A 26,181-nucleotide genomic window follows, 5' to 3' on the forward strand; every position below is an offset into this window, starting at 1 on the left:
AGGAGCTTTTATGAGTGAGCAAACCCCAAACACTGCTGCAAACGACGTTGAACAATTGATCCGTGATCAAATTCGTGACAATAAAGTCATTATCTACATGAAAGGCACACCGCAATTTCCACAGTGTGGCTTTTCAGCGCGCTCTATCGAAGTGTTGACTCAGATTGGTCGTCCATTTGCGTTTGTAAACATTTTAGAAAACCCAGAAATCCGTGCAACGTTGCCAAAAATTGCGAACTGGCCAACGTTCCCGCAGTTATGGATTGATGGCGAGTTGATGGGTGGATCAGACATCATCTTGCAAATGTATCAATCAGGCGAGCTAAAGCCATTGGTTGAAGCAAACAGCCCTGCTGCTTAATACTTGAAAGTGTGAATTGGATGTCTTTGATGTCTAATTAGCCTTTGTAAGATACGAGCATAGCAAACCCAGATAGTCATTTAATGGCTATTTGGGTTTTTTTATTGTCGCTATTAGTGTTGTTGGTAGCGTATCTATTCTTGTTCCTATTATTATTTCCGCGCGCCTATGTCATTAGGCTTCGTTGTTTTTATAGGATTTACCCCCATATAGTGTCCAAGATACCAGCGATATAAATAATAATTATCAGATGAGTAAGAGAGCTTTATGAATAACCAAACCAGCGAACAGTCAAACGAGCAAAGAGAAGCGGCTGAGCAGGCGGCGATTGAAAAGCGCCGTGAACGTTTAAAAAATGAATCGACACGTATTATTGAGATTGCTAATACTGAGTCATACTCAGCACTTAAATGTATTCATCAGCTTAGTGTGGCAGGTGGTGCAACTGAAGCAACATATGTGGCTATCGAGCAGCGCATCGTTGTAGACCAAGATCCTGCAGGTGCTTATCATTTGGCACTGTTGGCACAGAACACACCAGATTTGCCTATCGATGCCCGTCAGCTTATCGAATTGGTAGTCAACAAGGGTGATAACCATCAACGCTTGGCATTGCTTAAAAACTTACCATTACCACCGGTTGAGCTTATCAAAGAGCAGATTTTGGCCAGTGATGATGGTGAGGCGATTGGTCAAATGAACGCCTATCTACAGATTAATCCAGAAGGGTATGGTAGCCATCATATGCTGTCTAGTGGTCAATCAGATCAGATCGTACCGCTTAGCCTGGCAATAATAACTAAAATGATGATCAAAATAGTAATTAGTAAGGCAACTAGCAAGACAGTCACCAGAGTAGAGAACTTTTTGCTTAAATTTAATAGTTTTTGTTCTAACGTTTTTTAAGTATCAAAAAAAATTGTTATAATTATGGGTTATTCAGGGCGTGTCCTTAATCTGAACAAAAGCATCTGAATGGGCTAAAAATGGTTAAATATTGCCAAACTATGTCAAATAGCTGGTTAATATCCTGATATTATCTGCGCTATTTTTCTTGTTTGACTGCAATTTACCTCATTTTTATCACCATTTTCAAAATAAGAACACGCCCTAACCAATTATGAACGACTTATCTGAGTCGTTATCTTCTTATAAATTCGACTGACGTTTATTTGCTGCCTGTTTTCTTATTTGAACATAGGATATGGCAATCAGCAGCGTTATGAGTCAAGTGAGGCACACATGCAATACCCAAAACATTACGACGTGATAGTGATCGGCGGTGGTCATGCTGGTACAGAAGCTGCACTAGCGGCTGCACGTATGGGCGCACAGACCTTATTGTTGACGCATAATATTGAGACGCTCGGGCAGATGAGTTGTAACCCTGCGATTGGTGGTATCGGTAAATCGCATCTAGTACGTGAGATTGATGCGCTAGGCGGTGCAATGGCGCTGGCAACGGACAAGGCTGGTATTCAGTTTCGCGTACTAAACAGCCGTAAAGGGGCTGCCGTTCGTGCCACGCGTGCGCAAGCAGACCGCATTTTGTACAAAGCGGCTATCCGTCATACGTTAGAAAATCAGCCAAATCTGGATATATTTCAACAAGCTGCTGATGATATCTTGGTCGAAAACGGCCGTGCGACGCAGTCGTGACTTCTACAGGTATTATCTTTAAGACCGAAACAGTCGTATTGACCTCAGGGACTTTCTTAGGCGGCGTTATCCATATCGGTTTGGAGAACTCAAAGGGTGGCCGCGCAGGGGATCAGCCTTCTATTAAATTGGCAGATCGTTTACGTGAGCTTAAGCTGCCAGTTGGTCGTCTGAAGACAGGTACGCCAGCTCGTATCGATGCACGTAGTGTTGACTTTAGCGTGATGACCGTACAACCAGGTGATACACCGTTGCCAGTGATGAGTTATATGGGTGATGTTTCTATGCATCCTGAGCAGGTCAATTGTTATATAACCCATACCAATGCGCGTACTCATGACATCATCCGTGAAAACCTTGACCGTTCACCAATGTTTTCTGGCAAAATCGAAGGCGTAGGCCCACGTTATTGCCCATCGATTGAAGATAAGATTCATCGCTTTGCGGATAAGGACAACCATCAGATCTTTATCGAGCCAGAAGGTCTGACCACGCATGAGCTATATCCAAATGGTATCTCGACCAGTTTGCCATTCGATGTGCAGTTAGATTTTATTCATAGTATGAAAGGCTTAGAAAACGCCCATATTACTCGTCCGGGTTATGCGATTGAGTATGATTACTTTGACCCACAAAACCTAAAGCCAACGCTTGAAACCAAGTCGATTGATCGTCTGTACTTTGCGGGTCAGATCAACGGTACGACAGGCTATGAAGAAGCGGGCGTACAAGGCTTGCTTGCAGGTACCAATGCGGCATTGGTCACTACTAATAATAGCGAGTTTGACACGTGGACACCGCGCCGCGATGAAGCGTATCTTGGGGTGCTTGTCGATGACTTGATTACCCACGGTACTACCGAGCCGTATCGTATGTTTACGAGCCGCGCAGAGTATCGTCTATTGCTACGTGAAGACAATGCAGATCAACGCTTGACTGAAACAGGTCGCAAGCTTGGCTTGGTTGACGATGTGCGCTGGCAGGCGTATCAAGAAAAAAATGGAAGCTATCGCGACAGAAACCTCACGTCTAAAAGATATGTGGGCAACGCTGCTAATGCTTTAGGTAAGCAAGTGACTGAGCAAACAGGTGAAGTGTTGTCTAAAGAGTCGACTGCCTTCGATTTGCTAAAGCGTCCGCAAATACATTTTGCTGATATCGCGGCTATCACGGACTCAACTGTTGATGCACAAGTGGGTGAGCAGATAGAGATTTCTGTTAAATACGCCGGCTATATCGATCGTCAGCAAGAAGATATTGATCAAATGAAGCGACTAGAAAATACGGCGCTGCCGTTAGACTTTGATTATAGTATTGTGTCAGGACTATCAAATGAGATAGTACAGAAACTTACGCAAGTTCGTCCTGCGACGCTAGCTCAAGCGGGACGCGTAAGCGGTGTAACCCCTGCTGCCATTCAATTGTTGGCGATGACGGTTAAAAAGCATAAAAAAAGCAAAAGCTGCATTGGACTCATAATAGCTATGCAATAAAGCCTTTTATAATAAAGCACTTATAGTATAAAAAGCCCGTAACGACATTTCGTTACGGGCTTTTGTTTGTCAAAAAAACAGTCAGTTTTAAAAGAAAGTCACCTGTAACCTTGTCCTACTTGCTACTTTGTCTCTATACTAGGTCAGTAAATTTTCTTACTACTTGTTAATTTGTCTCGCTGATGTCCATATATTGATGGGCTTGTCACCGAACTGAGTCTACTTATGATTGATGCTATTGTTTTTGCTATTACCATTGTCTTACCCAACCTTGCCTTAATGTGGTTGGGTTTTTTTATGCAACGACGCGGTGAGGCAAGCCAAACTTTTATCGATCAGGCATCAAGTTTTGTCTTTAATTATTGCTTGCCGTGTTTATTGTTTTTTAGCGTGGTTGATAGCGACGTCGATTATGGTAAGCAAATTACGCTTATCCTTGTTGGTATCTTGGTGACGTTTATATTATTTATTGGCGCAGAGTTTTATGCCAAACGCTTCGTCAAGCGTCCTGAAGACCAAGGTGTGTTTGTACAAGGCGTATTCCGTAGCAACATGGCCATCATTGGCCTTGCAACCGTGGCCAACGCTTACGGCGCACAAGGGTTAAGTATCGGTGCTGTCTATATGGGCGTGGTAACGATACTGTTTAATATCTTGGCAGTCATTACCTTGAGCCGCGTATCCAAAAGTGTAGATGACACATGGATTAGTCGCGGTACGATGATCGTAAAAAAATTGCTAACCAATCCTCTAATTTTGGCATTGGTTGGGGCATTCGTCTACAAAGCACTGCCATTGCCACCACTTACAGGGGTGATTCATACCACTGGTGACTTACTGGCAGCGGTGGCTCTGCCGCTAGCCCTGATCTGTGCGGGTGCTAGTATTAACCTAAAGTCTATGTTGCATCCTTCGGGCTTATCTATGCAGGCGAGTATTGGGCGAATTGTCATTGCACCATTAATTGCTATCGCTGTTGGGCTCGGATTTGGGCTATCAGGCGTGCATATGGGGGTGTTGTTTTTGATGGTCGCATCACCAACAGCTGCAGCCAGCTATGTCATGGCAAAAGCAATGGGTGGCAATGATGTATTAGCGGCTAATATTTTGGCATTTACCACTGTTGTCGGCATGTTTGGTATGGCGATTGGGGCAGCGACGTTACGTGCCCTTGGATTGATGTAATGCAGATTTTATACTATCTTTAAATAAGCAAGTACTTTCGCCTTATCTAATTTTGACAGCATTAAAAAAGCCCTCTTTTCAAATAAGGAAAGAGGGCTTTTTATTAATCTAGCGTTCACTATTACGCTTGTCTTCACGGCGCTGCTTACGCTTTGGGCTAGTACGATAGGTCAAATAACCACCGATAGCCATAACTGCAAGAAAGGCGATGATATACATAAATATTGATGAGCCAATCATGAGCGATGCACCGATAATGGGAGTTGCTTCCATGTCAAAAATCCAGTTAAGGTTCATCAATAATTATGCAAGTGTCTCATTTCATTGTAAAGTAAATAAGTTTAGCTCCGGTGTAAGTTCAAGTGAACGGATACGGGCGGCTTGGTCATAGATATTGGCCGTCACAATTAGCTCATCTGGCTGATAGGTTGCCAAAAATGCAGCGAGTCTTGGTTTGACCGTGTCGACAGAGCCAATGAATGATACTGACAATGCATTGTCTACCATCATTTTCTCTGCTTGACTCCAGATACTGTCCATATCGTGGGTAGCTTAGGCATTTGACCTGTTTCGCCACGACGCAGACGTACAAAACTCTGCTGTGCTGAAGTAAAATGATACTCGGCGGTCGCATCATCATCAGCCAGCAATAAGTTTGCAGCTAGCATCACATAAGGCTTATCTAGATAGACAGACGGTTTAAACTGTTCACGGTAAGCCTCAATTGCTTGCCCAAGCATTTGCGGGGCGAAGTGAGAGGCAAACACATAAGGTAGTCCTAAATGTGCAGCCAAAGTCGCACCAAATAGAGAAGAGCCTAATATCCAAATCGGTATGCCTGATTTTGCGCCAGGGAATGCCTGTACAGGGCTGCCATCTGTATCATTACCTAAGAAATACATCAGCTCTTGCACATCTTGTGGAAAGCGTTCGGCATCTTTCATTTGTCGACGAAGTGCCTGAAACGTCGCACCATCAGTACCAGGTGCACGGCCTAGGCCTAGGTCCACACGGTCACCATATAATGCCTGCAAAGTACCAAACTGCTCAGCAATCACGAGAGGGGCATGGTTCGGTAGCATAACGCCGCCAGCACCAATACGGATACGGTCGGTTTTACTACCGATATGCGATAGTAGTACTGAGGTGGCTGCACTGGCGATGCCCGGCATATTGTGATGCTCTGCCATCCAGTAGCGGTTTAAGCCTGATTTTTCTGCTTGCTGCGCGGTTTCCACTGTTTGGGCGATGCCTTCAGCGATGGTTTTGCCTTGAGGTACAGGCGCAAGATCTAAAAAGATAAAGGGATTTTATTACTCATAAATGTTCCAGTAGTGTGTAAATTATTTTCTACTGATATGCTTATAGACAGTGGTAGTTTCAAGTGCCGCTAGTCACTGTTAATGAATCATAACAAATTCAGTTAACTCTGTTTTTAAGCTCGCTTAACAATTATTAAGGTGTATTTATAAAGGTTGTCGTTTGTCAAAATAAGCGATAAATAAACCATAAGTAAGGTAATAAAAGGATTTAGCAGCATTATACTATGGCATTAAAAAAAGATGGCATTAAAAAAAGCAGGCAACCTAAGTTACCTGCTTCTCTAATTATAAGATTATAAGATAATGATAAATTAAATAATCATTATCTTAAGAACCAAATGCAACATTATTTATCTTGGTCGCTAAGTTTGTAAGCTAAGACATAATCACCGATGGTTGTTCCAACTGAACCATGACCACCTGCAACCAATACGACCATTTGCTCACCTTTAGAGTTTAAGTAAGTCATTGGCGTGGCTTGACCACCTGCTGGAATACGGACATTCCATAGCACGTCGCCATTTTTTTTAAGTCATAAGCTCGGAAGTTGTTTTCTGTCGCCGCTGACAAGAATGCGACGCCGCCTTTAGTGATGATAGGTCCACCGATACCAGGTACGCCCAGTTCCAGTTTGATAGGAATAGGAGACAAGTCTTGTACCGTACCATTTTTGCGTTGATAAGCGATATCACCTGTGGCTAGGTCAGCACCAGCGATTGTGCCCATGGTGCTGCTGACAAGGTACGCCTAATGGTGACAAGAAGGGCCCCAATTCTACTGCATAATCTGCACCTTCATTGGCATTGACGCCTTGCTCGCCTTTATTGGTCTCTGCATCGCCCAACGTGTCTCTAGGAATGAGTTTTGAGGTAAATGCCAAGTAAGTCGGCATACCAAACATCACGCCATTCTCAGGATCGACTGCAATACCGCCCCAATTAAAGGTACCAAAGTTACCAGGATAGACCAAGCTACCATTTGTTGATGGCGGGGTATAGCGACCATCATAGTTGAGCTGATTGAACTCAATACGGCACATCATTTGATCGACGAGACTGGCACCCCACATGTCTTTTTCAGTCAGTGGTTCAGGCTCAAAGCTCAAGCCAGAATAAGGCTGAGTTGGCGCTGCGTGCTCTCCCGCTATGAGATAGCCTTGCGGTGCAGGACGTTCTTTAATCGGTACAATAGGCTCACCCGTTGCGCGGTTCAAGACGTATACATCACCTTGTTTGGTTGGTACAACTAGCGCAGGCTGTACACCATCGGCCGTATCTAGATCAAGTAAGGTTGGCTGCGCAGGCGTGTCCATGTCCCAAAGGTCATGATGGACAAACTGCTGAACCCAGCGTGCTTCACCAGTCTCGATATCTAGAGCGACAACAGACGTTGCATACTTTTCTTCAGCGGCATTTCGGTAGCTGCCTAGCTGATCCGGTGTGCGGTTACCCATAGGGAAGTAGGCCAATCCAAGCTCTTCATCGGCAGTAGCGACTGACCATGAATTTGGTGAGCTGGTCTTATAAGTCTGGGTTGGATCATTGACATCGAAAGGTGCTGTATTGTCAGGATCACCTGAGTCCCAGTTCCAAAGAAGCTCACCGGTATTGACATCATACGCACGGATCACACCAGAAGGCGAGTTGACGTCATAGTTATCATTGACAGCACCAGCGACGATGATAGTATCACCCGCGATAACTGGTGGTGACGTAGAATAATAGTAACCTGCTTGATTGAACGGCATGTTATGCATCAAGTCTAATGCACCATCATCACCAAAATCTTGGCAGCGTTGCCCAGTATTTGGATCGAGTGCATACAACTTCGCATCAGACGTTGGGATAAATATCTTGGCATCGCATTGCTTAGATGCATTTTCAAAGGTATTACCAGCAATTTTCTGTACTTGCACGGGGCTGGTCGCTTGACCCGCATAATAAGATACGCCGCGACAGGTTTGGTGCTGACGTTGTAAGTTTTCCTCTACTTGAGGATCAAACTTCCACAGCGTCTCACCAGAGTCGGCATCTAGCGCTAGTACCCAGTTGTGAGGGTACATAAGTATAAACCGTTGCCAATCTTTAATGGTGTTGCCTGATAAGTGGTCTCACCGACATCGTTAGGACCTTTGACATCACCTGTTTGGATTTGCCATGCCAGTTCTAAATCTTTGACGTTATCGGTATTGATTTTATCTAGAGGTGAGTAGCGCTGACCATAATCAGTACGACCATACGCGCTCCATTCGCCATCTGGCGTTTGCTGACCGTTTGATAACGGGTCACCAAGGTTGGCTGAAGTCTCATCTGAGCTGACGTTTTGCTCGTCATCATTTGCAGCAGTCAAGTTAAGCTCACCGAGTTTGTCAGTGGCATTATTAGCTAGACTACCAAAAGAGAGTAGTGCACCTACGATTACGCTTACGAGCAGTCCCCAATAATACAGAGGGCTTTTCTTAGCAGTATTTGTGGTTGATGCATTAGCTGCAGCATTTGCGTTTACTTGAGTTTTAGGCCCACGCATTTTGTTGGATACCCATGGCAGTAGCATGAGCAAACCAAATATAAGCGGGAAGCCAACTCGAGGTGCTAGTGCCCACCAATAGAACCCAGATTCCCAAAGCGCCCAAGCCATGGTTGCTACGATAAATAGTGCATATAACCCGTAAGCACTCCAGTGTTTTTTTGAACAATAAAAAAGCTGTCGTTAGTATAATGACGCCAGCAATGAGGTAGTAAGGACTACCGCCTAAGGACAATAAATAAGCGCCGCCAATGAGTAGAGGGGCGGCAAAAATTGCCATAATGATCGCTACGAATTTTTCCATGAGCGGTATCACCTGTTTACAAAAGAGCAAGTTAATATGTATTGATATTTAGTCGCAAATCAATTTCATTCGACCAAATATCAATACAAGTGTGAATGATATATAAAAGAAACATTGAATAACGTTCTAGAATCTATTTTATCATCCACAGCTCAGTCTAGTAAGGGTGAGCAAGTCTGAGATACTTTATTTAACAAATGCTCATTAATTTGCAAATTGCTTTTGACATAGCTCTATGAAAGCGCGACCATATTGACGGATTTCTGCATCATCGCGTACCGCCATCCAACTGGTAAAGCGACCAAAATGATCGACGGGTATGGCAGTCAGGTTTTGATAATGGCTTGGCTCAAATGCCATTTCTGCGATGATACCAATACCTAGGCCTAGACCGACATAGGTGCTGATCACATCGGCATCGAGCGCCGCTAATACAATATCTGGCTCCAGTCCTGCTTCATCAAACGTCTTGTCAATCGCGCCGCGTCCTGTAAAACCACCGTGATAGGTCACAATCGGATAGCTGGCAAGCGTGGGCAAGTCGATAGACTCTTGGCTAGCCAGTTCGTGATCACTCGGTACGATAACGCGATGCGTCCAGTCATAGTAACGGTAGCATCTTAAATAGTTGTTATGCAGCAAGGACTCAGTGGCAATACCGATATCGGCTTGACCGCGGATGACCATCTGAGCGATGGTCTCAGGATCTGCCTGTTGCAAAATCAGATTTACTTTAGGGAAACGATCTTTGAACTCTTTAACCACTTGCGGCAGTACATAACGCGCTTGCGTGTGAGTGGTAGCAATCGTCAGCGTACCGATATTAGGATTATTAAAGTCTAAACTTAGGTTTTCAATGGTACGAATTTCAGCAAAGATAGACTCGATATGTGGCATAAGCGCTGTGCCCATAGTGGTAAGTCCTGTCAGGCGTTTGCCTTGACGCACAAATACTTCCGTCTTTAACTGGTTTTCTAGCGCAGCAATATGCTTTGATAAGCTTGATTGACTGGTATGTAGCACGGTCGCCGCTTGGCTTAAGTTATAACCGTTAATCACCGTATGCCATACTGTTTCTAGCTGTTTGAGCTGAATCTGCAAATGCCGTTGGTTGACCACTACGTCGATTGCCATAACTTAATCCTATTGTATAAATATACAAACCTCGTCTGTATATGAAAGTAAAAATGTCTGAACATACAGTAATAAAGTAGTGTAAAACAAAGCTATTATTCTTGTATATAATAAATAGCTATCAATTTATGATAATTATGAATATAGAATTTGCATTTTGCAATGCTAAAAAAATATTCGTTCAGTAAATGCTGCTTAGTAAGTGAATGCTTCTTTATTCAGTGAGGTAACTTGATCTAACAATTCATAAAGAACGGTCATTATTGAGCATAAAAAAACAGCTACCTTCTAAAAGATAGCTGTTTGTTAGTTATAAAGTTATTTATTACTATTAATATTTACTACTGTTAATCAGTTGATACTGACCAACTTCAAACTCAGCTTATTTAGCAATATCAAAGCGATCTGCATTCATAACCTTGTTCCAAGCGCGGACGAAGTCACGAACGAATTTCTCTAAGTTATCATCTTGCGCGTATAGCTCAGCATAAGCACGTAATATAGAGTTAGAGCCAAATACCAAGTCTACACGGCTTGCTTGCCATTTGACGTTTCCTGTACCACGCTCACGTACTTCGTAGCTATTAGCAGTGTTGTCTGCTGCTTTTACAGGATGCCATGTATAGTTCATGTCCGTTAAATTGACGAAGAAGTCGTTAGTAAGCACGCCAGCACGTTCAGTAAAGACGCCATGTTGGCTTTGACCATGGTTGGTATCAAGCACTCGCATACCACCAAGCAATACGACCATCTCAGGCGCTGTCAATCCCATTAGCTGCGTACGATCAAGCAGCATCTCTTCCGGTGATACCGCATAGTCGCCCTGAATCCAGTTACGATAGCCATCATGTAGCGGCTCTAAATCAGCGAAAGATTCGGCGTCAGTCATTTCAGCGTCAGCATCACCGCGACCTGGGCTAAACGGTACAGTAATATCTACGCCTGCATCGTTTGCTGCTTGTTCAATAGCGGCGTTACCAGCCAATACAATAAGGTCTGCCAAGCTAACGTCTTTCTCAAAGCCAGACTGAATACTGGTCAATGTCTCAAGCACACGCTGCAATTGTTCTGGCTCATTGCCTGCCCAGTCTTTTTGTGGGGCTAAACGGATGCGTGCACCGTTGGCACCGCCGCGATAGTCGGAAGCGCGGAAGGTACGAGCGCTGTCCCATGCTGTAATGATCAACTCACGACGACTAATGTCACTGTCTAAAATCTGTGCTTTTAGCGTTGCAATATCATCAGCAGTCAAGTCCGTATTACCTGTAGGAATAGGGTCTTGCCATACAAAGTCTTCGCTCGGTACGTCGGCACCTAAGTAACGAGACTTCGGTCCCAAATCACGGTGAGTCAGTTTGAACCACGCTCTAGCGAATACTTCATCAAAGTACTCTGAGTTGTTATGGAACTTCTCTGAAATCTCACGATAGATAGGATCTTTGCTCAATGCCATATCTGCATCAGTCATGATTGGGTTACGGCGAACACTTGGATCATGAGCATCTAACGGACGATCTTCTTCTTTGATATCAGTTGGTTCCCACTGCCATGCACCTGCTGGACTCTTAGTCAACGCCCATTCATGGTTGAACAACAAATCAAAGTACTCATAGTTCCACTCAGTTGGATTGGTGGTCCATGCGCCTTCGATACCACTTGAAACGGTATCACCTGCATTACCACGACCTTTAGGATTGCGCCAACCTAGACCTTGCTCTTTAATGTCAGCGGCTTCTGGCTCATCTTCTAATATCGTTGCATCACCATTACCGTGACATTTACCAACGGTGTGTCCACCAGCGGTTAGAGCGACAGTCTCTTCATCGTTCATTGACATACGAGCAAAGGTAGTACGCATATCTTGAGCAGTCTTTAGTGGGTCAGGGTTACCATCGACACCTTCTGGGTTGACATAGATCAACCCCATTTGCACAGCAGCTAAAGGATTTTCTAATGATTCGCGCTCTTCATCACTGTCGTAACGGTTTTTGGTAGCAGCTAGCCATTCGCGCTCAGAACCCCAATAGATGTCTTTTTCTGGATGCCAGATATCAGCACGACCACCAGCAAAACCTAGAGTTTTAAAACCCATAGACTCATAAGCCATGTTACCTGCCAAAATCATCAAATCAGCCCAAGACAATTTATTGCCGTATTTTTTCTTGATTGGCCACAATAGACGACGTGCTTTATCAAGGTTGACGTTATCTGGCCAGCTGTTCAATGGTGCAAAGCGTTGGTTGCCAGTATTAGAACCGCCGCGACCATCAGAACGACGATACGTACCAGCTGAATGCCATGCCATACGAATCATCAAACCACCATAGTGTCCCCAGTCAGCTGGCCACCATTCTTGTGACTCAGTCATTAGGTTTTTTTAAGTCAGTCTTGACCGCTTCTAGATCTAGCTGTTTAAAAGCTTTAGCATAGTCAAAGTCTTCACCCATTGGGTCAGTCTTTTTGTCTTGCTGATGCAATATGTCTAAGTTTAGAGCATTTGGCCACCAATCTGTCGCAGCAGAAGCAGTGGTAGTGTGCGCTTGATGCATAACAGGGCAGCCACCCATACTAGGACGCTGAGGCTCGTGCGAGTTATCAACGTTTTCGCTATGGATCGTTGGGCCTTGACCATCACCCTGCTCATAGGTTGTGTTAGTAGGCGCATTATTATTGTTGCTTTCGTGATCTACAGGACAACGAGCAGCATCTGGGGCAGTGTTTTTGTCGGTGGTGTTATTGGTTGAGTCGGACATGGTATAACTCCTAGGCTATGATAATCGAAAGAACAAACCGTGAATCTCGGTAGTCGTTGTTTATGTACAAAGCATAACTAAGCTGAGTGGATTTATAAAACTAATATATAAGAATTATAAGTTTTAAATTACCAATCATAAAATACTTGATGTTTTGTTTATCTCAATCATTATTAACGCCCTTGCTTATCATCGCCAGTTAAGAGTAAACCAATAGAGTGCACCTAACCAATCAAGCCTGCGTCAGTTTTACTACTACCTTTATATTACCTATAAATAATGTCATTGTCAGACATCCTTCAAAATAGAAATTAGCAATAAAAAAAGAGAGCTAAGATAACCTTGGTAAAACACTGCGGTTTTTTGCGTTACTATTAAGAAATATAAGCGATTGTACATGGCCTGCAATCGCTAAGTTAATGCAAAAACATCTAGTCAAGATAAAGGTTCTCAAGTACCATAACTGGATTTTGTTGTAATCATAATATTGGTGCAACGTAGAGCAATTTTTATCGATCCTTTTGTCGATAACTGATTCTAAAGATTGATAAAAATTGTGCGCGGTTGTGTTCTTTGTCTGAATTGTTGGTGAGTTATTATGTCTGCTGTCAAATCTGTACCGCCCAATCAACCAATTGCCAAAAAGTCATGGGGCGAGGCTACAAAAGCTTATCTCGATCCTCGTGTCATTATTATGCTGTTTTTGGGGTTCTCAGCGGGTATACCTATTCTGCTGATTTTCTCAAGTCTGTCGCTATGGCTGAGAGAAGCAGGCATTGATCGTAGTGTCGTCACTATGTTCAGCTGGGCAGCACTGGGGTATTCGTTCAAGTTTATTTGGGCGCCATTGATTGATGCGCTCCCTGTACCGTTTTTGACCAAGTGGCTGGGGCGTCGTCGTAGTTGGATGGTGGTATCACAGCTGCTTATCGTGCTGGCAATCTTTTTGATGGCAAGGGTAAATCCTGTTAGCGAAGATGTCTTGGTTTATATGGCAGGCGCGGCCGTGCTGCTTGGGTTCTCTTCTGCGACGCAAGATATCGTGATTGATGCGTACCGTATTGAGCTTGCGCCGCCGTCTATGCAGTCTATCTTGTCCTCTATCTATGTGTCAGGCTACCGTATCGGTATGATTGTCGCAGGGGCAGGCGCGTTATATTTGGCTGATTATTTCGGCTCAAATGAGACGTTTTATAGTTATGAAGCATGGCGCAATACCTATTACATCATGGCAGGAGTCATGACCTTAGGGGTGTTAACGACGTTTGCTAGTTATGAGCCAACCGCTGAGACCCTGCAAAGTAAAAAGCAGAAGGGTAACTTAAAAGTATTCCTAATTTATTCGGCGTTACTGCTTATCCCAGGTCTGCTGTTTGGTGTTATTTACCTGATTAATATTTTGATCAATACAGTATTTGATAGCACAGTGGCCTTGATACCACTAATGGTAATGCCAGCGATTAAATTTTACTTTTTAGCATTGGTCGCGTGCGCGCCATTGTTATTACTGTACTTTATTATCAATCAACCAAAAATCATTAACAAAGCTCCGTTGGTCGCTGAAACTCGTGAAGACTACGTCAGACTGGTAGCGTTGTTTGTTTTTTCAGTGATTGCCTTTATCGCTGCTTATATATTGATGGGACAAGTCTTACCAGAGTTCGAAGGCGCGTTTTCTAGCTTCTTTGTAGAAACCTTGCACTTATTAGTAAGCCTAGGCGCGGCGATGGCCGCAGGTTATGCCCTGGTACAAGTAGGACTGGTAAAAAAAGAAGTGGCCATGGCAACATGGATCGAGCCTGTTTTAGACTTTTTCCGACGTTATGGCAAAAAAGCCTTGCTGCTATTAGCCTTGATTGGTCTATACCGCATCTCAGATATCGTCGCAGGCGTGATCTCCAACGTGTTTTATCAAGATATGGCTTTAGCAAAACAGATATCGCCAATGCCGTAAAACTGGTCGGTGTGATTATGGCAATTGCAGGTGGCTTCTTGGGCGGGATTTTGGCTCAACGTTTCCGTATTATGCATGCCATGATGATTGGTGCAATTTTAGCGTGTGCGACTAACCTGTTGTTTGTAGTATTGACATATAACCCAGGTAGCCTGCCAATCATGTATATGGCAGTGATATTTGATAACTTGGCTGCGGGCCTTGCGAGTGCTGTATTCATCGCTTTCTTATCAGCACTAACCTCGATTCGCTTTACTGCTGTACAGTATGCGATTTTTCCTCATTGATGACGTTGATACCAAAAGTGATGGGTGGTTATTCTGGTGCTATCGTCGATAATATGGGTTATCCGTTTTTCTTTATCTTTACCTTTGCTATCGGTATTCCAATTCTGGCACTGATCTACTTTGTTGATAGACATATTGTCATTGGTGATAACGACGATATTTATGGCGATGACAATAATGATGGCAGCGGTGGCAATGGGGTAGGTGACAAACTGAGCAAAACCAATCCTAACCTGACCGATACCAAAGAGCCGCCACGCGCATCAGAGTAGTTTAGGCCCTTTACTGATCTTTCTATTATTTTTAAGAGTGACTTATGTCAGCATCAACCATCGGTCAAATTAAGCAACACATTGGACAACTGACAAATGATAATACGAGCAACCAGCTGCCGTCGTTTTGGCTAACGGACTGGTTGTTACATGTCACTGATAAGCCCGCGATAGCGTTGATGACGGATGAAGATTACCAGCTGAGTGACAGCGAGCTTGCACAGTTCAGTGATGGTGTGAATAAGATGCAGCAAGGCATACCGCTTGCATACTTGACTGGGCAGCAAGAATTTTGGTCACTTAATTTTAATGTCAATGAGCATACCTTGATTCCTAGACCTGATACCGAGGTATTGGTTGAGCAAGTATTGAACTGGATAAATGCTCAGCCAGCACAACTTAATAATAAGCGATTGTTAGATTTGGGCACAGGGTCAGGTTGTATCGCCATTAGTCTTGCTCATGAGTTAAAGCACGCTAATTGGCAAATCGTGGCGGTCGATTTATCGTCAGAGGCGCTTAAGGTTGCTCAGCATAATGCCGTGAGCAATAATGTTGCCAGTATTGAGTTTGTCCAAAGCAGTTGGTATCAAGCGTTACCTATTTACGATGAGCCGCAGTTTGATATCATCGTCTCTAACCCTCCGTATATTGATGAGACAGACGAGCATTTGGCAGGTCTAATAGCTGAACCGATTAGTGCGCTCAGTGCGCCCAATCAGGGTTTGGCTGATATCGAACATATCGTCCAGCAGGCAACGACATATCTCCGTACAGGTGGGTTATTAGCCATTGAACATGGATATGATCAAGGGGATGCGGTTCGGCAGCTGTTTCTAGACAATGGGTTTGAGTCGGTACATACCGTAAAAGACTACGGTGGTAATGATCGCGTCACGCTAGGGCAAGTCCAATAGATAGTTTTTTGGTAGTAGATTTCTTTGATTATAGGTTGTAGATGAATATGGTAGAAGAGAAGGTAAAGCTATCAGATGACGAGCTGCTCCGTTATGCTCGACAAGTTTTATTAGACGGTTGGGATATGGATGCTCAGCTGCGACTAAAGATAGCACGTGTGGTCATAATAGGGGCAGGCGGCTTGGTTGTCCTGCTTCTGAGACATTGGTGCGTGCTGGGATAGGTTATGTCCATCTGATTGATGATGACGAGATTGAGGCGAGCAATCTACAACGGCAAACGCTGTTTTTGCCAGAAGATGTTGGTCAGTCTAAAGCACTGACCGCAGCGCATATGTTAGCGCGCATCAATCCTTTGATAAAGACTCGCGGCACAGTCGCACGATTAGATGAAGACAACGCTTATGAATTGCTCGATATGGCAGCAGGCAAGCCTGACTTACTCTTAGACTGTACGGATAATTTTGCCACGCGCGACATCATCAATCGTATTAGTGTACGCTACCAGATTCCCTTGTTATCTGCCTCAGCAATTGCGATGCAAGGGCAGTTAGCACTGTTCGAACCTCAGCTCGATACTGGTTGCTATCATTGCGTGTTTGGCTCAGTGGTGCTTGACGAAGCCGCTGACGAACGTACGTGTGCCAACTCTGGTGTGCTAGCCAGTACCACTGCCGTCATGGGCAATTTGCAAGCCAATACTGCACTGCAATATTTAGGATTAACCAAAAATCTACTGACAAACAAGCTGCTCATATGGGATGGTAGTCAGATGCAGCAGCGGCTGATGGGCTATCGAAAAGACCCACAGTGTCCAGTCTGTAGCAGTCCTATAGTCAATCCTCTATAAATTGGATACGGTGTCAGGCTTGCTTAGTCTACGAGTTGTAGTACTTTCACTCGCCTTCCTTGTATCCAAATTATATTGAACCGACTATAACTGAATAATCTGATTTTAACGCATTTTTATATTGTATTGCCTATCTTCAAACATCCCTCTTATTACCATAGTTGTTTTTTTATGAAAATTCATCGTCCGCATTTATTAAAGCATACTTTTAATGTTATGAACCGTGTTCGCCAAACAGCGAGCGTAGCAGGTCTGTCTGCGTTAAGAGTGGCAAAAGGTGAGAAACCTGACGCGATGCTACTCAAAGAAACTTTTGAGCAGTTAGGCACGACCTATATCAAAATCGGTCAATTTATCGCCAGTACGCCGTCATTGTTTCCACGTGATTATGTCAAGGCTTTTCAGAGCTGCTTGGATCAAACCACGCCATTGTCTTATGCTTATATTGAGCAAGTGCTAAAAGAAGAACTAGCGACTGATGGCATGACCCTTGATGATACGTTTGCGCATATTGACTCAGAGCCGCTAGCCTCGGCTTCTATCGCTCAAGTGCATGCAGCACGGTTGCACAATGGCGATGAAGTGGTGCTAAAGGTACAAAAGCCTGGTGTCGAAACCATCATGCAGACTGACCTGGGTGTATTGCATGGCGTAACTAAGCTACTTGAAATACTAATGCCTTCAATGAAGTTTGCGAGTATTGCACCGATTATTGATGAGATTCGCCTGCGTATGCTTGCCGAGACGGACTTTATCGCCGAAGCCCAGAACATCCGCGATTTTCAACAGTTCTTAGCGGTATCAGGTAATACTCGTGTCGTTGCACCAACTGTCTATGAAGAGCTGACTACCAAGCGTGTGCTAACGATGAGCCGTCTCTATGGCGTCTCTATGGTGGATGAGTCACTCATGCGTCAATACTGCGCTGATCCTGCTCAAGTCATGGCAGACACGTTAAACACATGGTTTGCTAGTCTCATGCTGTGCAATAGTTTCCATGCTGATTTGCATGCTGGTAATTTGATGCTATTGACCGATGGCCGTATTGGATTTTTAGATTTTGGTATCGTCGGTAAGCTCAAAGCTGAGAGCTGGCGTGCATGTATGGGCATGATGCAAGCCATGCAAGACAGTGACTATCAAGCCATGGCTCGGCATATGATTGATATGGAAATGACGCATGGTGGCAATAAAGTCGATGTGGCTGCACTGGGGAATGACTTACAGCGTATGATGACAACCATCATGGCAGAAGATAAAACCTTTACCAGTGGTGTACCTTTCAATAGTAAAGAACAAGCCGATGAGCTGAATAAAATGATGCTTGAGATTGTCGAAGTTGGTAAACGTCATGGCATCCATTTCCCACGCGACTTTGCTCTATTAACCAAACAGATGTTGTACTTTGATCGGTTTATGCGTACGCTAGCTCCAGACATGGACATGTTTAGCGATCAGCGGGTACAAATGCTAGGACAGGATACAGTAGAGACGCCAGCGTTAGATGTATCATAGTTTTTGCTGATATTTTATCTCGACCTAACATATCTAATAACTGTTTATTCTTGCTTTTTTACTACTGCTTTTGACTGTCTAACACAAAGGATTGTGTGCTAATTGCCACAAAAATGGCGCTGTCATGATGACTGCTTTTAAAAGCCGTATGATCCCGACGATTACCAACGAAGCTGCCATTGCCTGTATCGGTATGTACTGCATGGCAGTCGTTATGGGCTATGGCCGCTTTCTGTTTACCGCCACCTTACCTGATATTATGGTGCAATTGTCGTTATCAACGACGATTGCAGGCTGGCTGGCATCAATCAATTATATCGGTTACTTTATTGGTGCTCTTATCGCTATGTTTGTGCCTCAGCGCTCGACATGGCAGGCGATGACGCTGTGGGCGATTATCAGTGTTGTCACCACGATGTTACTCGTCATACCAAATATGTCGCTCACGCTATGGTATATCATTCGCTTAATTGCAGGCATTGCAAGTGGTGTGGCGATGATTCTAAGCTCATCTTTTGTGATTCAAACCCTTAGCCCTGAGCGCCGTTCTGTATTGTCAGCAGTCCACTATGCAGGTATTGGCGTTGGTATTAGCGCCTCTGCCATCGTGACGTGGTGGCTATTAAAACTAGGCTATCACTTCGATGTAATTTGGCTGGTCGCAGGTGTCACCAGTTTGCCGCTTGTATGGCTACTGTATGCGATAAAGCCAAGACAAGTACGGGCTGTTGATTCACAGCAGATTGATGCCAAACAACACGTGTCAGTGCACCAGACCTATGTAAACTTTAAACGCTCCTTATACGAAGCAATTTCTGGACACCATAAAGCGCTTGCTTTACTTTTTGTCAGCTACGTACTGGCAGGGTTTGGTTATATCAGCTCAGCAACTTTTTTACCCGTTATGGCAGCACAACGTCTAACAACACAGACGTATGCTGGACTCATGATTTGGTTGGTTGTTGGTATTTTTGCGATGTTGTCAAACCCCCTATGGGGCGCGCTTGCCAAACGTATCGGTGAAATAAAAACCTTAATGGGGCTAACAGTATTGCAAGCATTTGGCATGTGCTTGCCTATATGGTTTGATGGTGCACTTGGATTGTATGGTAATGCTGCGATTTTAGGGTTGACCTTCGTCGGTATGGTATCAATGACACTAACGCTATTTAAAAATATTAATCCGGCCTATTCTAATTTACTGATTGCTCTAGCGACGTTGGCCTATGCATTGGGGCAGTTTTTAGGACCTTGGTAACAGTGGCACTGGCAGGGCAAGATAGTAATTTCAATGCAGGCTTACTTGTCGCTGCTATTGGATTAATGATTGGATTTGTACTATTGGTATGGTTTCGTCGACAGTCGACAACGACCGCATAGATCGTCTAAACCACGCTACGGCTAAATACTTCTCGTAATTCAAAACTGGTATGAACTTGAGCCACGCCTTCGATACGATTGAGACGATGTAATAAAAACTCTTCGTAATGTGTCATATCACGTACTCTGACCTTAATTAGATAGTCTTCGGTGCGACCTGTGACAATACTACAGCTGATGACTTCTTCAAAGCTCTGAACCTTGCGTTCAAACTGCTCAAAACGTTCTGCTGTATGACGATCCATACTAATAGCGATAAACACGGCCAGTGGATAGCCAAGTTTTTGCGCATCGGTTTTGGTATGGTAGCCAGTGATTATGTTTGCATCTTCTAAGCGCTTTATACGACGTGCGCAAGGGGTGGCAGACAGGTTGACGCGTTCAGCAAGTTCAGTAATACTCATGCGCGCCTGCGTTTGCAATAAGCGCAGCAACTGTCTATCTGTCTCGTCTATATCTGCAGTCCCTATACTATCAATATGATTATCTGGCATTTCTTAAGCCTTAATAGTGAATTTATTCGATTATAATGTCTAAATTGTGTTTTTCCACTAAAATAACAGAAAATAAAGTAAAAGAAAGCAGGTTTCTCTCTGTTAAACTTTGATATTATTATGGTATGAACACTAGTTATCTCGTATGATAAATACTGATCTAATCAACAGCTAATCGCCTAGCTAAATATATAAACAACCATATCATCTAAGGATTGATTATGTCTGACCAAGCCACGCACACTGCAGCCACAGGGACTGCAAAGATTACACCAAAAAGTGCCGCTTTTGACTTCCGTAAATACCGTCCATTTGCATTTGCGCCATCGCTGCCAGATCGTACTTGGCCAAGCAAGACGATTGAGAAGTCACCGATATGGGCAAGTGTGGATCTGCGTGATGGTAACCAAGCACTGATTGATCCGATGACCATTGAACAAAAAATGCGTTTCTTTAAGACTTTAGTAGATGTTGGTTTTAAAGAGATTGAGATTGGTTTTCCGTCAGCGGCGCAGGTAGAGTTTGACTTTGCGCGTAAGCTTATCGAAGAAAACCACGTACCTGAAGATGTAACGCTACAAGTATTGGTACAAGCGCGCGAGCATTTGATTGCCCGTACTTTTGAATCGTTAAAAGGTGCAAAACGTGCGGTTGTCCATGTCTATAACTCAACCAGCCGTGTACAACGCGAAAAAGTCTATGGCAAAGATAAAGCTGAAATCAAAGAGATTGCTATTGCAGGCGCTAAGCTATTACAAGAATATGCAGCAAAATACCCTGAGACAGATTGGGTATTTCAATACTCGCCAGAGAGTTTTAGCCAGACAGAAACTGAATATGCCGTAGAGGTTTGCGATGCAGTGTGTGACGTATGGCAACCACAGCAGGGTCAGGAAGTTATCTTTAACTTGCCAGCGACGGTCGAAGCATCTATGCCTAATGTCTTTGCTGATCAAGTAGAGTACTTCTGCCGTCATCTAGCGCAGCGTGAGCATGTTATTGTTAGCTTGCATACTCATAATGACCGTGGTTGTGCCGTAGCAGCAGCTGAGTTGGGTGTGCTTGCAGGTGCCGATCGTATCGAAGGCACATTGCTTGGTAACGGTGAGCGTACAGGTAACATGGATATCATGGTCATGGCCATGAACTTGTTTAGCCAAGGTATCGATCCTGAGCTTGATTTTAGCAATATGAGTGAAATCGTACAGGTGGTGAGCGAATGCAATAACTTACCATTGCACCCACGTCATCCTTATGTAGGCGAGTTGGTCTTTACGGCATTTAGTGGCTCACATCAAGATGCTATCAAAAAAAATCTCTCGACTACAATGAAAGCAATCAGAGCAAAACAGCCAATGTCTGGGACGTGGCTTATCTACCCATTGATCCTGCGCATATTGGCCGTAGCTACCAAGACGTGGTACGTATCAATAGCCAGTCAGGCAAAGGTGGCGTCGCATATATCTTGCAGCGTAACTACGGTTTTAATCTACCACGTTGGATGCAAATTGACTTTAGTCGTGTGGTACAAAAACAAGCTGAAGCGGCAGCACGCGAGCTGCAAAATGACGAAATCCTACAGACCTTTGAAGATACTTACTTGCAGCAGGGTAAGTTTGAACTACTAGACTATAGCGTCAACAATAAAGGCGGCGCGGTTTACTTTAGTGGTCAGGTGCAGATGAATAGCGATACCATTAATATTGATGGCACAGGTAACGGTCCATTATCATCGTTTATTGACGGACTTGCACAGCATACGGGCAAATCACTACACATTATTAACTATGCAGAGCACGCGATTAACCCGCATCATAACAGCGGTAATGGTATCGATGATGATACCAATAGTGATAACAAAACCAATGCCAACGCTGCTGCTTACATTCAGTTAAATGTTGATGGTGAAGTGTATTCAGGCATCGGTACTTGCAGCAGTACGGTGTCAGCCATGCTAAAAGGGGCGTTGTCAGCTTTTGCTCAAGCGCTAAATACAGAAGCTGCTTAGTGTTAAGTAGTCATTGATACCACGCAAAATTCTGTATGCTAATAACGCCATCGCTCCTTGTCTCTAGCAAGTAAAGCGATGGCGTTATTTTTTGCTATAAATACCTATGAAATTCCGACTATAGATTTATGAGCAATAGCATAATGTTACTTGTGTTTTTGGTGTCTAAGACTTACGCTAATGTGTATATTAAAATATTATAAATAAAAGGTTAATTATGGAACCTATCTCATTTGCTTCATTCACACTGGCATCTATTTTGGCTTCATTGCCTGCAAACGGTGAGGCTATTACCAAGCCGACCATCACCACTCATATTAGTCCAGCCATTGCTGGACAGTGGGAAATAGACTTGGACAGTAGCGCTCATTCTACTCAAGCCATGACGACCAAGGAAGCGGAAGCTAACCAGTCGGCAAATACTGCGCAACAACCTAGCAGTGTAGAGCCTAAGGTGATGACGGGCATGGATGGCGGCGTACTGACTCAAAGTGAAGAGCGGGTTCTAAACATTCAACCAACGACTAGTAAGAACTTACTTGCGTCAGTTGGTCAGTCTAACCAGTGCCGCGAGCTATATAACTTTAGTGCGGATAATGAGATGTGGTCTGTTAGTGGCAAAGAGTGGACATACGGCCGCTATCTAGTCACTCACCGTGAAGAAGGGCTGCCAGTTATTGCGATCAAGACTGTTTATGATAATAATGAAGTGGATTGCTCAGGCAATCAGATCGACCAGACTGATGAAGCGTTAATTGCATTTATCAATCATGATGGCAACCAGATGCAATGGTGCGCTGATCCTGATGGTAACGAATGCTTTATGAACTTCAATAGAGTGTTGCCATAATTAGATATGCTCGTTGTACTTTATGTATGATTGACAGCTTATTGATGACATAAAAACCGCTATATTAATAGCGGTTTTTTATGTGCTGTTTTAATTAAACTTAGCGAACTCTATAAGTATTTTAGCCTACGAGTCTTTTTTTAACTTTATTCGCAGTCAGCAGCTCTCTTTCGAGATAGTGAATATTTTGCGCTTCACGAGTAAAGTTCTCATCCGCCAAAATCACATCACGATGCAAAGGTATATTGGTTTTGATACCTTCGATAATCAGCTCATCAAGGGCATGTACTGTCTTAGCAATGGCTTGCTGACGAGTTTGACCGTGACATATAAGCTTACCAATCAACGAATCATAATAGGTCGGTATCTCATAGCCAGGGTATAGATGAGAGTCAAAACGGATACCAGAACCACTTGGCGTGAACAATTGACTGATAGTACCTGGGCAAGGTACGAAAGTCGCTGCATCTTCGGCATTGATACGACATTCGATCGCATGACCCTGAATCTCAATCTCACTCTGACGATAAGACAGGCCGTAACCGGCAGCAATTTTGAGCTGTTCGACAACAACATCAATACCAGTAATCATCTCAGTCACTGGATGCTCAACCTGTACACGAGTGTTCATTTCAATAAAGAAAAACTCGTTATTTTCAAATAGAAACTCAAACGTACCAGCACCGCGATACTTAACAAGCTCGCAAGCTTTTACACACGCCTTTAAGATCGGTTCACGTACATCATCTGGGATGTCAGGCGCAGGTGCTTCTTCTAGTACTTTTTGATGGCGACGCTGCAATGAGCAATCACGGTCATATAGATGGATAGCATTACCATTACCATCACCCAACACCTGTACTTCTACGTGGCGCGGGTTCTGTAGATAGCGCTCCATATAGACAGTGTCGTCACCGAACCAGAGTTCAGCTTCTTGTTTGGCCGCTTGTACTTGACCAATTAGTTCGTCAAAGCGTTCAACCACACGCATACCACGTCCACCGCCGCCAGAAGCCGCTTTAATCAATAGTGGGAAGCCGATATTGCGTGCTTGCTCTTCAGCATTATGCAGGGTCACAGCGCCAACTGAGCCAGGTACGGTTGGTACGCCCGCTTTTTTTTCATAGCGTTGATGGCAGAAACTTTGTTGCCCATGAGGCGAATATGATCAGCATTAGGACCAACGAAGGTCAATCCTGCTTCTTCTACTTGTTCAGCAAATTCAGCATTCTCAGACAAAAAGCCATAACCGGGATGGATAGCATCTGCACCAGTGATTTCAGCAGCGGTTAAGATGGTATTGATATCAAGGTAGCTTTGGTTAGCATTAGGCTTGCCAATACAAATTGCCTCATCAACAAAGCGCAAGTGCATCAAGTTGGCATCCGCAGTAGAGTAGACACCTACCGTTTCGATACCTAGCGCTTTACAGGCGCGGACGATGCGCAGGGCAATTTCGCCTCTGTTGGCAATGAGCAATTTTTTTATCATGGGTTCATCCTTGTCGAAGCGTCAGTCATTGACTGAGTTTCGATACATAGCATCATGTTATTTAGCATTGACGCGGTATATATACCAAAAGTCAGCCATAATGAAATAAAGTATGGCAAATATCGTTACGCTTTATAGCGTATGACAGGTTGACCGAACTGTACGACTTCAGAGTTATCTACCAAGATTTCGTCAACAATACCACTTTGAGTCGCTTCAAGCGGGTTCATGATTTTCATGCTTCGATAATACCTAAAGTATCACCTGCCTGAACCTTTTGACCGACTTTCACAAATGGTGGGTCATTAGGGCTTGGTGCTGAATAGAAAACACCAACCATTGGTGAAGACTCAACGCTACCCGCTTTTTCTGCAGGTTTGCCTTCGACAGCGGCAGCAGCGTTCGCAGTTGGGGCAGCCATCATAGTTGGCGCAGGCGCGTCATAGTGACGAGTTAAGCTAATATGCTCGTCGTCAGAACTGATTTCTAAATTAACCAGTTCACTTTCTTCCATAAGGGCGATGAGGGTGCGTATTTTTTCAATATCCATAGTTTTTATCTGGCCTTGTACTAAATTCGAGAAATAGTGTAACTAAATATTGTCTAATTAATTACTAATGATACCTAGATTCAGGGCAATGAGCAATCAATGTACAGTTGTTAACTGAGAATTTTTACATATTTTGACGTAAGCCATCTTTTTAGCAAGAAAATATCTACGATTTTTCATAGTCTGTATGATCAAATGACGCTGACAATGATTATAAAATGCAATCCATAAGCAATTGGCTTAACCCCATAGCACAGTTAAGCGTTTTTGCTGATAGCGTAGACGCAAAGTAAGTAAAATAGATGATAAGAATAAACCTGTAATCAACGCCATCCAAAATCCTTGTGCGCCAACGTCAGTGAAACGCACTAGATAGACGCCAAGTGGTAGGGCCACTAACCAGTAGCAGAAGAGCGTTACCCACATCGGTATAGTGGTATCTTGCATACCGCGCAATATACCAGCAACGTTAACCTGCCAGCCATCAAATAATTGATAGGCAAGTGCAAAGATAAGCAAATGCATAGACTGGGCTCTAACTTCTGGGTTATCCGTGAATGCTGCTGCCAGTTCTGGTCTGAATAGCCATATCCCAAGCATACAAGTCAAAGCGATCAATACGGTCCATACCAGTCCAGTAGCTTGCACTTGGCGCAGTGCTAATAGGTTTTTTTGGCCAAATCGATTGGAGACCATGATAGTGAGCGCCATGGCAACAGATATCGGTATCATAAATAGCTGTGAGGTCACTGACAGTGCTACTTGATGCGATGCTGTTGCCAACTCACCCAATGGACTGATAACGAGTGCGCCTAAGCTAAATAAACTGGCTTCAAAGAAGATAGAGATACCAATAGGGATACCAAGTTTTAACAG

Annotated in this window: 19 protein-coding genes and 7 pseudogenes; 13 read left to right on the forward strand and 13 right to left on the reverse strand. The window is 43.9% G+C overall.

The annotated features are described in order from the left end of the window. Positions 1-10: 10 nt before the first annotated feature. The 4 genes and pseudogenes from grxD (at position 11) to TT11_RS02280 (ending at position 4,698) form a co-directional block, all read left to right on the forward strand. Positions 11-361 (forward strand): Grx4 family monothiol glutaredoxin, encoded by a 351-nt coding sequence (gene grxD, locus TT11_RS02265; protein ID WP_057759647.1) that lies wholly within the window; start codon positions 11-13, stop codon positions 359-361. Between the two features lie 267 nt (positions 362-628). After that, a complete protein-coding gene (locus TT11_RS02270) occupies positions 629-1,267 on the forward strand; it encodes a hypothetical protein (protein WP_261868935.1) in 639 nt (212 codons plus the stop codon). A gap of 341 nt (positions 1,268-1,608) precedes the next feature. Next, a pseudogene (gene mnmG / locus TT11_RS02275) lies at positions 1,609-3,513 on the forward strand (tRNA uridine-5-carboxymethylaminomethyl(34) synthesis enzyme MnmG); the annotation flags it as partial. A gap of 225 nt (positions 3,514-3,738) precedes the next feature. Beyond that, positions 3,739-4,698 (forward strand): AEC family transporter, encoded by a 960-nt coding sequence (locus TT11_RS02280; RefSeq protein ID WP_101204815.1) that lies wholly within the window; start codon positions 3,739-3,741, stop codon positions 4,696-4,698. 108 nt (positions 4,699-4,806) lie between these two features. Here TT11_RS02280 and TT11_RS02285 read toward each other — a convergent pair whose 3' ends face one another. The 9 genes and pseudogenes from TT11_RS02285 to katG all read right to left on the reverse strand — a co-directional run bounded on the left by TT11_RS02285 (position 4,807) and on the right by katG (position 12,551). Then, positions 4,807-4,971, reverse strand: coding sequence for a hypothetical protein (locus TT11_RS02285; protein ID WP_160021934.1), 165 nt, complete (start codon positions 4,969-4,971; stop codon positions 4,807-4,809). Positions 4,972-5,019: 48 nt separating this feature from the next. Next, positions 5,020-5,999, reverse strand: a pseudogene (locus tag TT11_RS02290) (LLM class flavin-dependent oxidoreductase). Between the two features lie 367 nt (positions 6,000-6,366). Then, complete coding sequence (locus TT11_RS02295; RefSeq protein ID WP_261868936.1) at positions 6,367-6,489, reverse strand: hypothetical protein; 123 nt, start codon at positions 6,487-6,489, stop codon at positions 6,367-6,369. Further along, the gene (locus tag TT11_RS02300) at positions 6,486-6,746 is read right to left on the reverse strand and encodes a hypothetical protein (RefSeq protein ID WP_261868937.1); all 261 of its coding nucleotides are present in this window, start codon (positions 6,744-6,746) and stop codon (positions 6,486-6,488) included. Before TT11_RS02300 ends, TT11_RS02295 begins: the two co-directional genes overlap by 4 nt. Then, positions 6,724-8,082, reverse strand: coding sequence for a PQQ-binding-like beta-propeller repeat protein (locus TT11_RS02305; protein WP_261868938.1), 1,359 nt, complete (start codon positions 8,080-8,082; stop codon positions 6,724-6,726). The genes TT11_RS02300 and TT11_RS02305 overlap by 23 nt, the downstream gene beginning before the upstream one ends. Next, a complete protein-coding gene (locus tag TT11_RS02310) occupies positions 8,058-8,546 on the reverse strand; it encodes a hypothetical protein (RefSeq protein ID WP_261868939.1) in 489 nt (162 codons plus the stop codon). Before TT11_RS02310 ends, TT11_RS02305 begins: the two co-directional genes overlap by 25 nt. Further along, the gene (locus tag TT11_RS02315; protein ID WP_261868940.1) at positions 8,533-8,850 is read right to left on the reverse strand and encodes a hypothetical protein; all 318 of its coding nucleotides are present in this window, start codon (positions 8,848-8,850) and stop codon (positions 8,533-8,535) included. The genes TT11_RS02310 and TT11_RS02315 overlap by 14 nt, the downstream gene beginning before the upstream one ends. 204 nt (positions 8,851-9,054) lie before the next feature. Continuing rightward, entirely contained in the window at positions 9,055-9,984 is a 930-nt protein-coding gene (locus tag TT11_RS02320; protein WP_261868941.1) for a LysR substrate-binding domain-containing protein, read from the reverse strand. 382 nt (positions 9,985-10,366) lie between these two features. Continuing rightward, positions 10,367-12,551, reverse strand: a pseudogene (gene katG, locus TT11_RS02325) (catalase/peroxidase HPI). A gap of 784 nt (positions 12,552-13,335) precedes the next feature. Between katG and TT11_RS02330 the strand changes: the two are divergent. The 7 genes and pseudogenes from TT11_RS02330 (at position 13,336) to TT11_RS02360 (ending at position 19,790) form a co-directional block, all read left to right on the forward strand. Then, positions 13,336-14,691, forward strand: coding sequence for an MFS transporter (locus TT11_RS02330; protein WP_261868942.1), 1,356 nt, complete (start codon positions 13,336-13,338; stop codon positions 14,689-14,691). A 17-nt stretch (positions 14,692-14,708) separates the two neighbouring features. Beyond that, a complete protein-coding gene (locus TT11_RS02335) occupies positions 14,709-14,978 on the forward strand; it encodes a hypothetical protein (RefSeq protein WP_261868943.1) in 270 nt (89 codons plus the stop codon). Then, entirely contained in the window at positions 14,978-15,250 is a 273-nt protein-coding gene (locus TT11_RS02340) for a hypothetical protein (protein WP_261868944.1), read from the forward strand. The genes TT11_RS02335 and TT11_RS02340 overlap by 1 nt, the downstream gene beginning before the upstream one ends. A 44-nt stretch (positions 15,251-15,294) precedes the next feature. Further along, positions 15,295-16,167 (forward strand): peptide chain release factor N(5)-glutamine methyltransferase, encoded by an 873-nt coding sequence (gene prmC, locus TT11_RS02345; RefSeq protein ID WP_261868945.1) that lies wholly within the window; start codon positions 15,295-15,297, stop codon positions 16,165-16,167. Between the two features lie 47 nt (positions 16,168-16,214). Then, a pseudogene (locus TT11_RS02350) lies at positions 16,215-17,017 on the forward strand (ThiF family adenylyltransferase). Between the two features lie 171 nt (positions 17,018-17,188). Beyond that, positions 17,189-18,532 carry an AarF/ABC1/UbiB kinase family protein gene (locus TT11_RS02355; RefSeq protein ID WP_261868946.1) on the forward strand — a complete coding sequence of 448 codons (1,344 nt, stop codon included), beginning with the start codon at positions 17,189-17,191 and terminating at the stop codon, positions 18,530-18,532. Positions 18,533-18,656: 124 nt separating this feature from the next. After that, complete coding sequence (locus tag TT11_RS02360) at positions 18,657-19,790, forward strand: YbfB/YjiJ family MFS transporter (RefSeq protein WP_261868947.1); 1,134 nt, start codon at positions 18,657-18,659, stop codon at positions 19,788-19,790. Positions 19,791-19,917: 127 nt separating this feature from the next. Here TT11_RS02360 and TT11_RS02365 read toward each other — a convergent pair whose 3' ends face one another. Continuing rightward, entirely contained in the window at positions 19,918-20,406 is a 489-nt protein-coding gene (locus TT11_RS02365; RefSeq protein ID WP_201547308.1) for an Lrp/AsnC family transcriptional regulator, read from the reverse strand. Between the two features lie 221 nt (positions 20,407-20,627). Here TT11_RS02365 and leuA point away from each other — a divergent pair. Together leuA and TT11_RS02375 are read left to right on the forward strand one after the other, a co-directional pair. Then, positions 20,628-22,414, forward strand: a pseudogene (leuA, locus tag TT11_RS02370) (2-isopropylmalate synthase). Between the two features lie 217 nt (positions 22,415-22,631). Continuing rightward, complete coding sequence (locus TT11_RS02375) at positions 22,632-23,264, forward strand: hypothetical protein (RefSeq protein WP_261868948.1); 633 nt, start codon at positions 22,632-22,634, stop codon at positions 23,262-23,264. 121 nt (positions 23,265-23,385) lie between these two features. Here TT11_RS02375 and accC read toward each other — a convergent pair. The 3 genes and pseudogenes from accC to TT11_RS16870 form a co-directional block, all read right to left on the reverse strand. Continuing rightward, positions 23,386-24,755: pseudogene (gene accC, locus TT11_RS02380) on the reverse strand (acetyl-CoA carboxylase biotin carboxylase subunit). A 125-nt stretch (positions 24,756-24,880) separates the two neighbouring features. Continuing rightward, positions 24,881-25,305: pseudogene (gene accB, locus TT11_RS02385) on the reverse strand (acetyl-CoA carboxylase biotin carboxyl carrier protein). 240 nt (positions 25,306-25,545) lie between these two features. Then, positions 25,546-26,181: an MATE family efflux transporter gene (locus tag TT11_RS16870; RefSeq protein ID WP_370587752.1), complete on the reverse strand. Its 636-nt coding sequence runs from the start codon at positions 26,179-26,181 to the stop codon at positions 25,546-25,548.

The organism is Psychrobacter sp. JCM 18901 (assembly GCF_000586435.1).
Taxonomy (GTDB): Bacteria; Pseudomonadota; Gammaproteobacteria; order Pseudomonadales; family Moraxellaceae; genus Psychrobacter.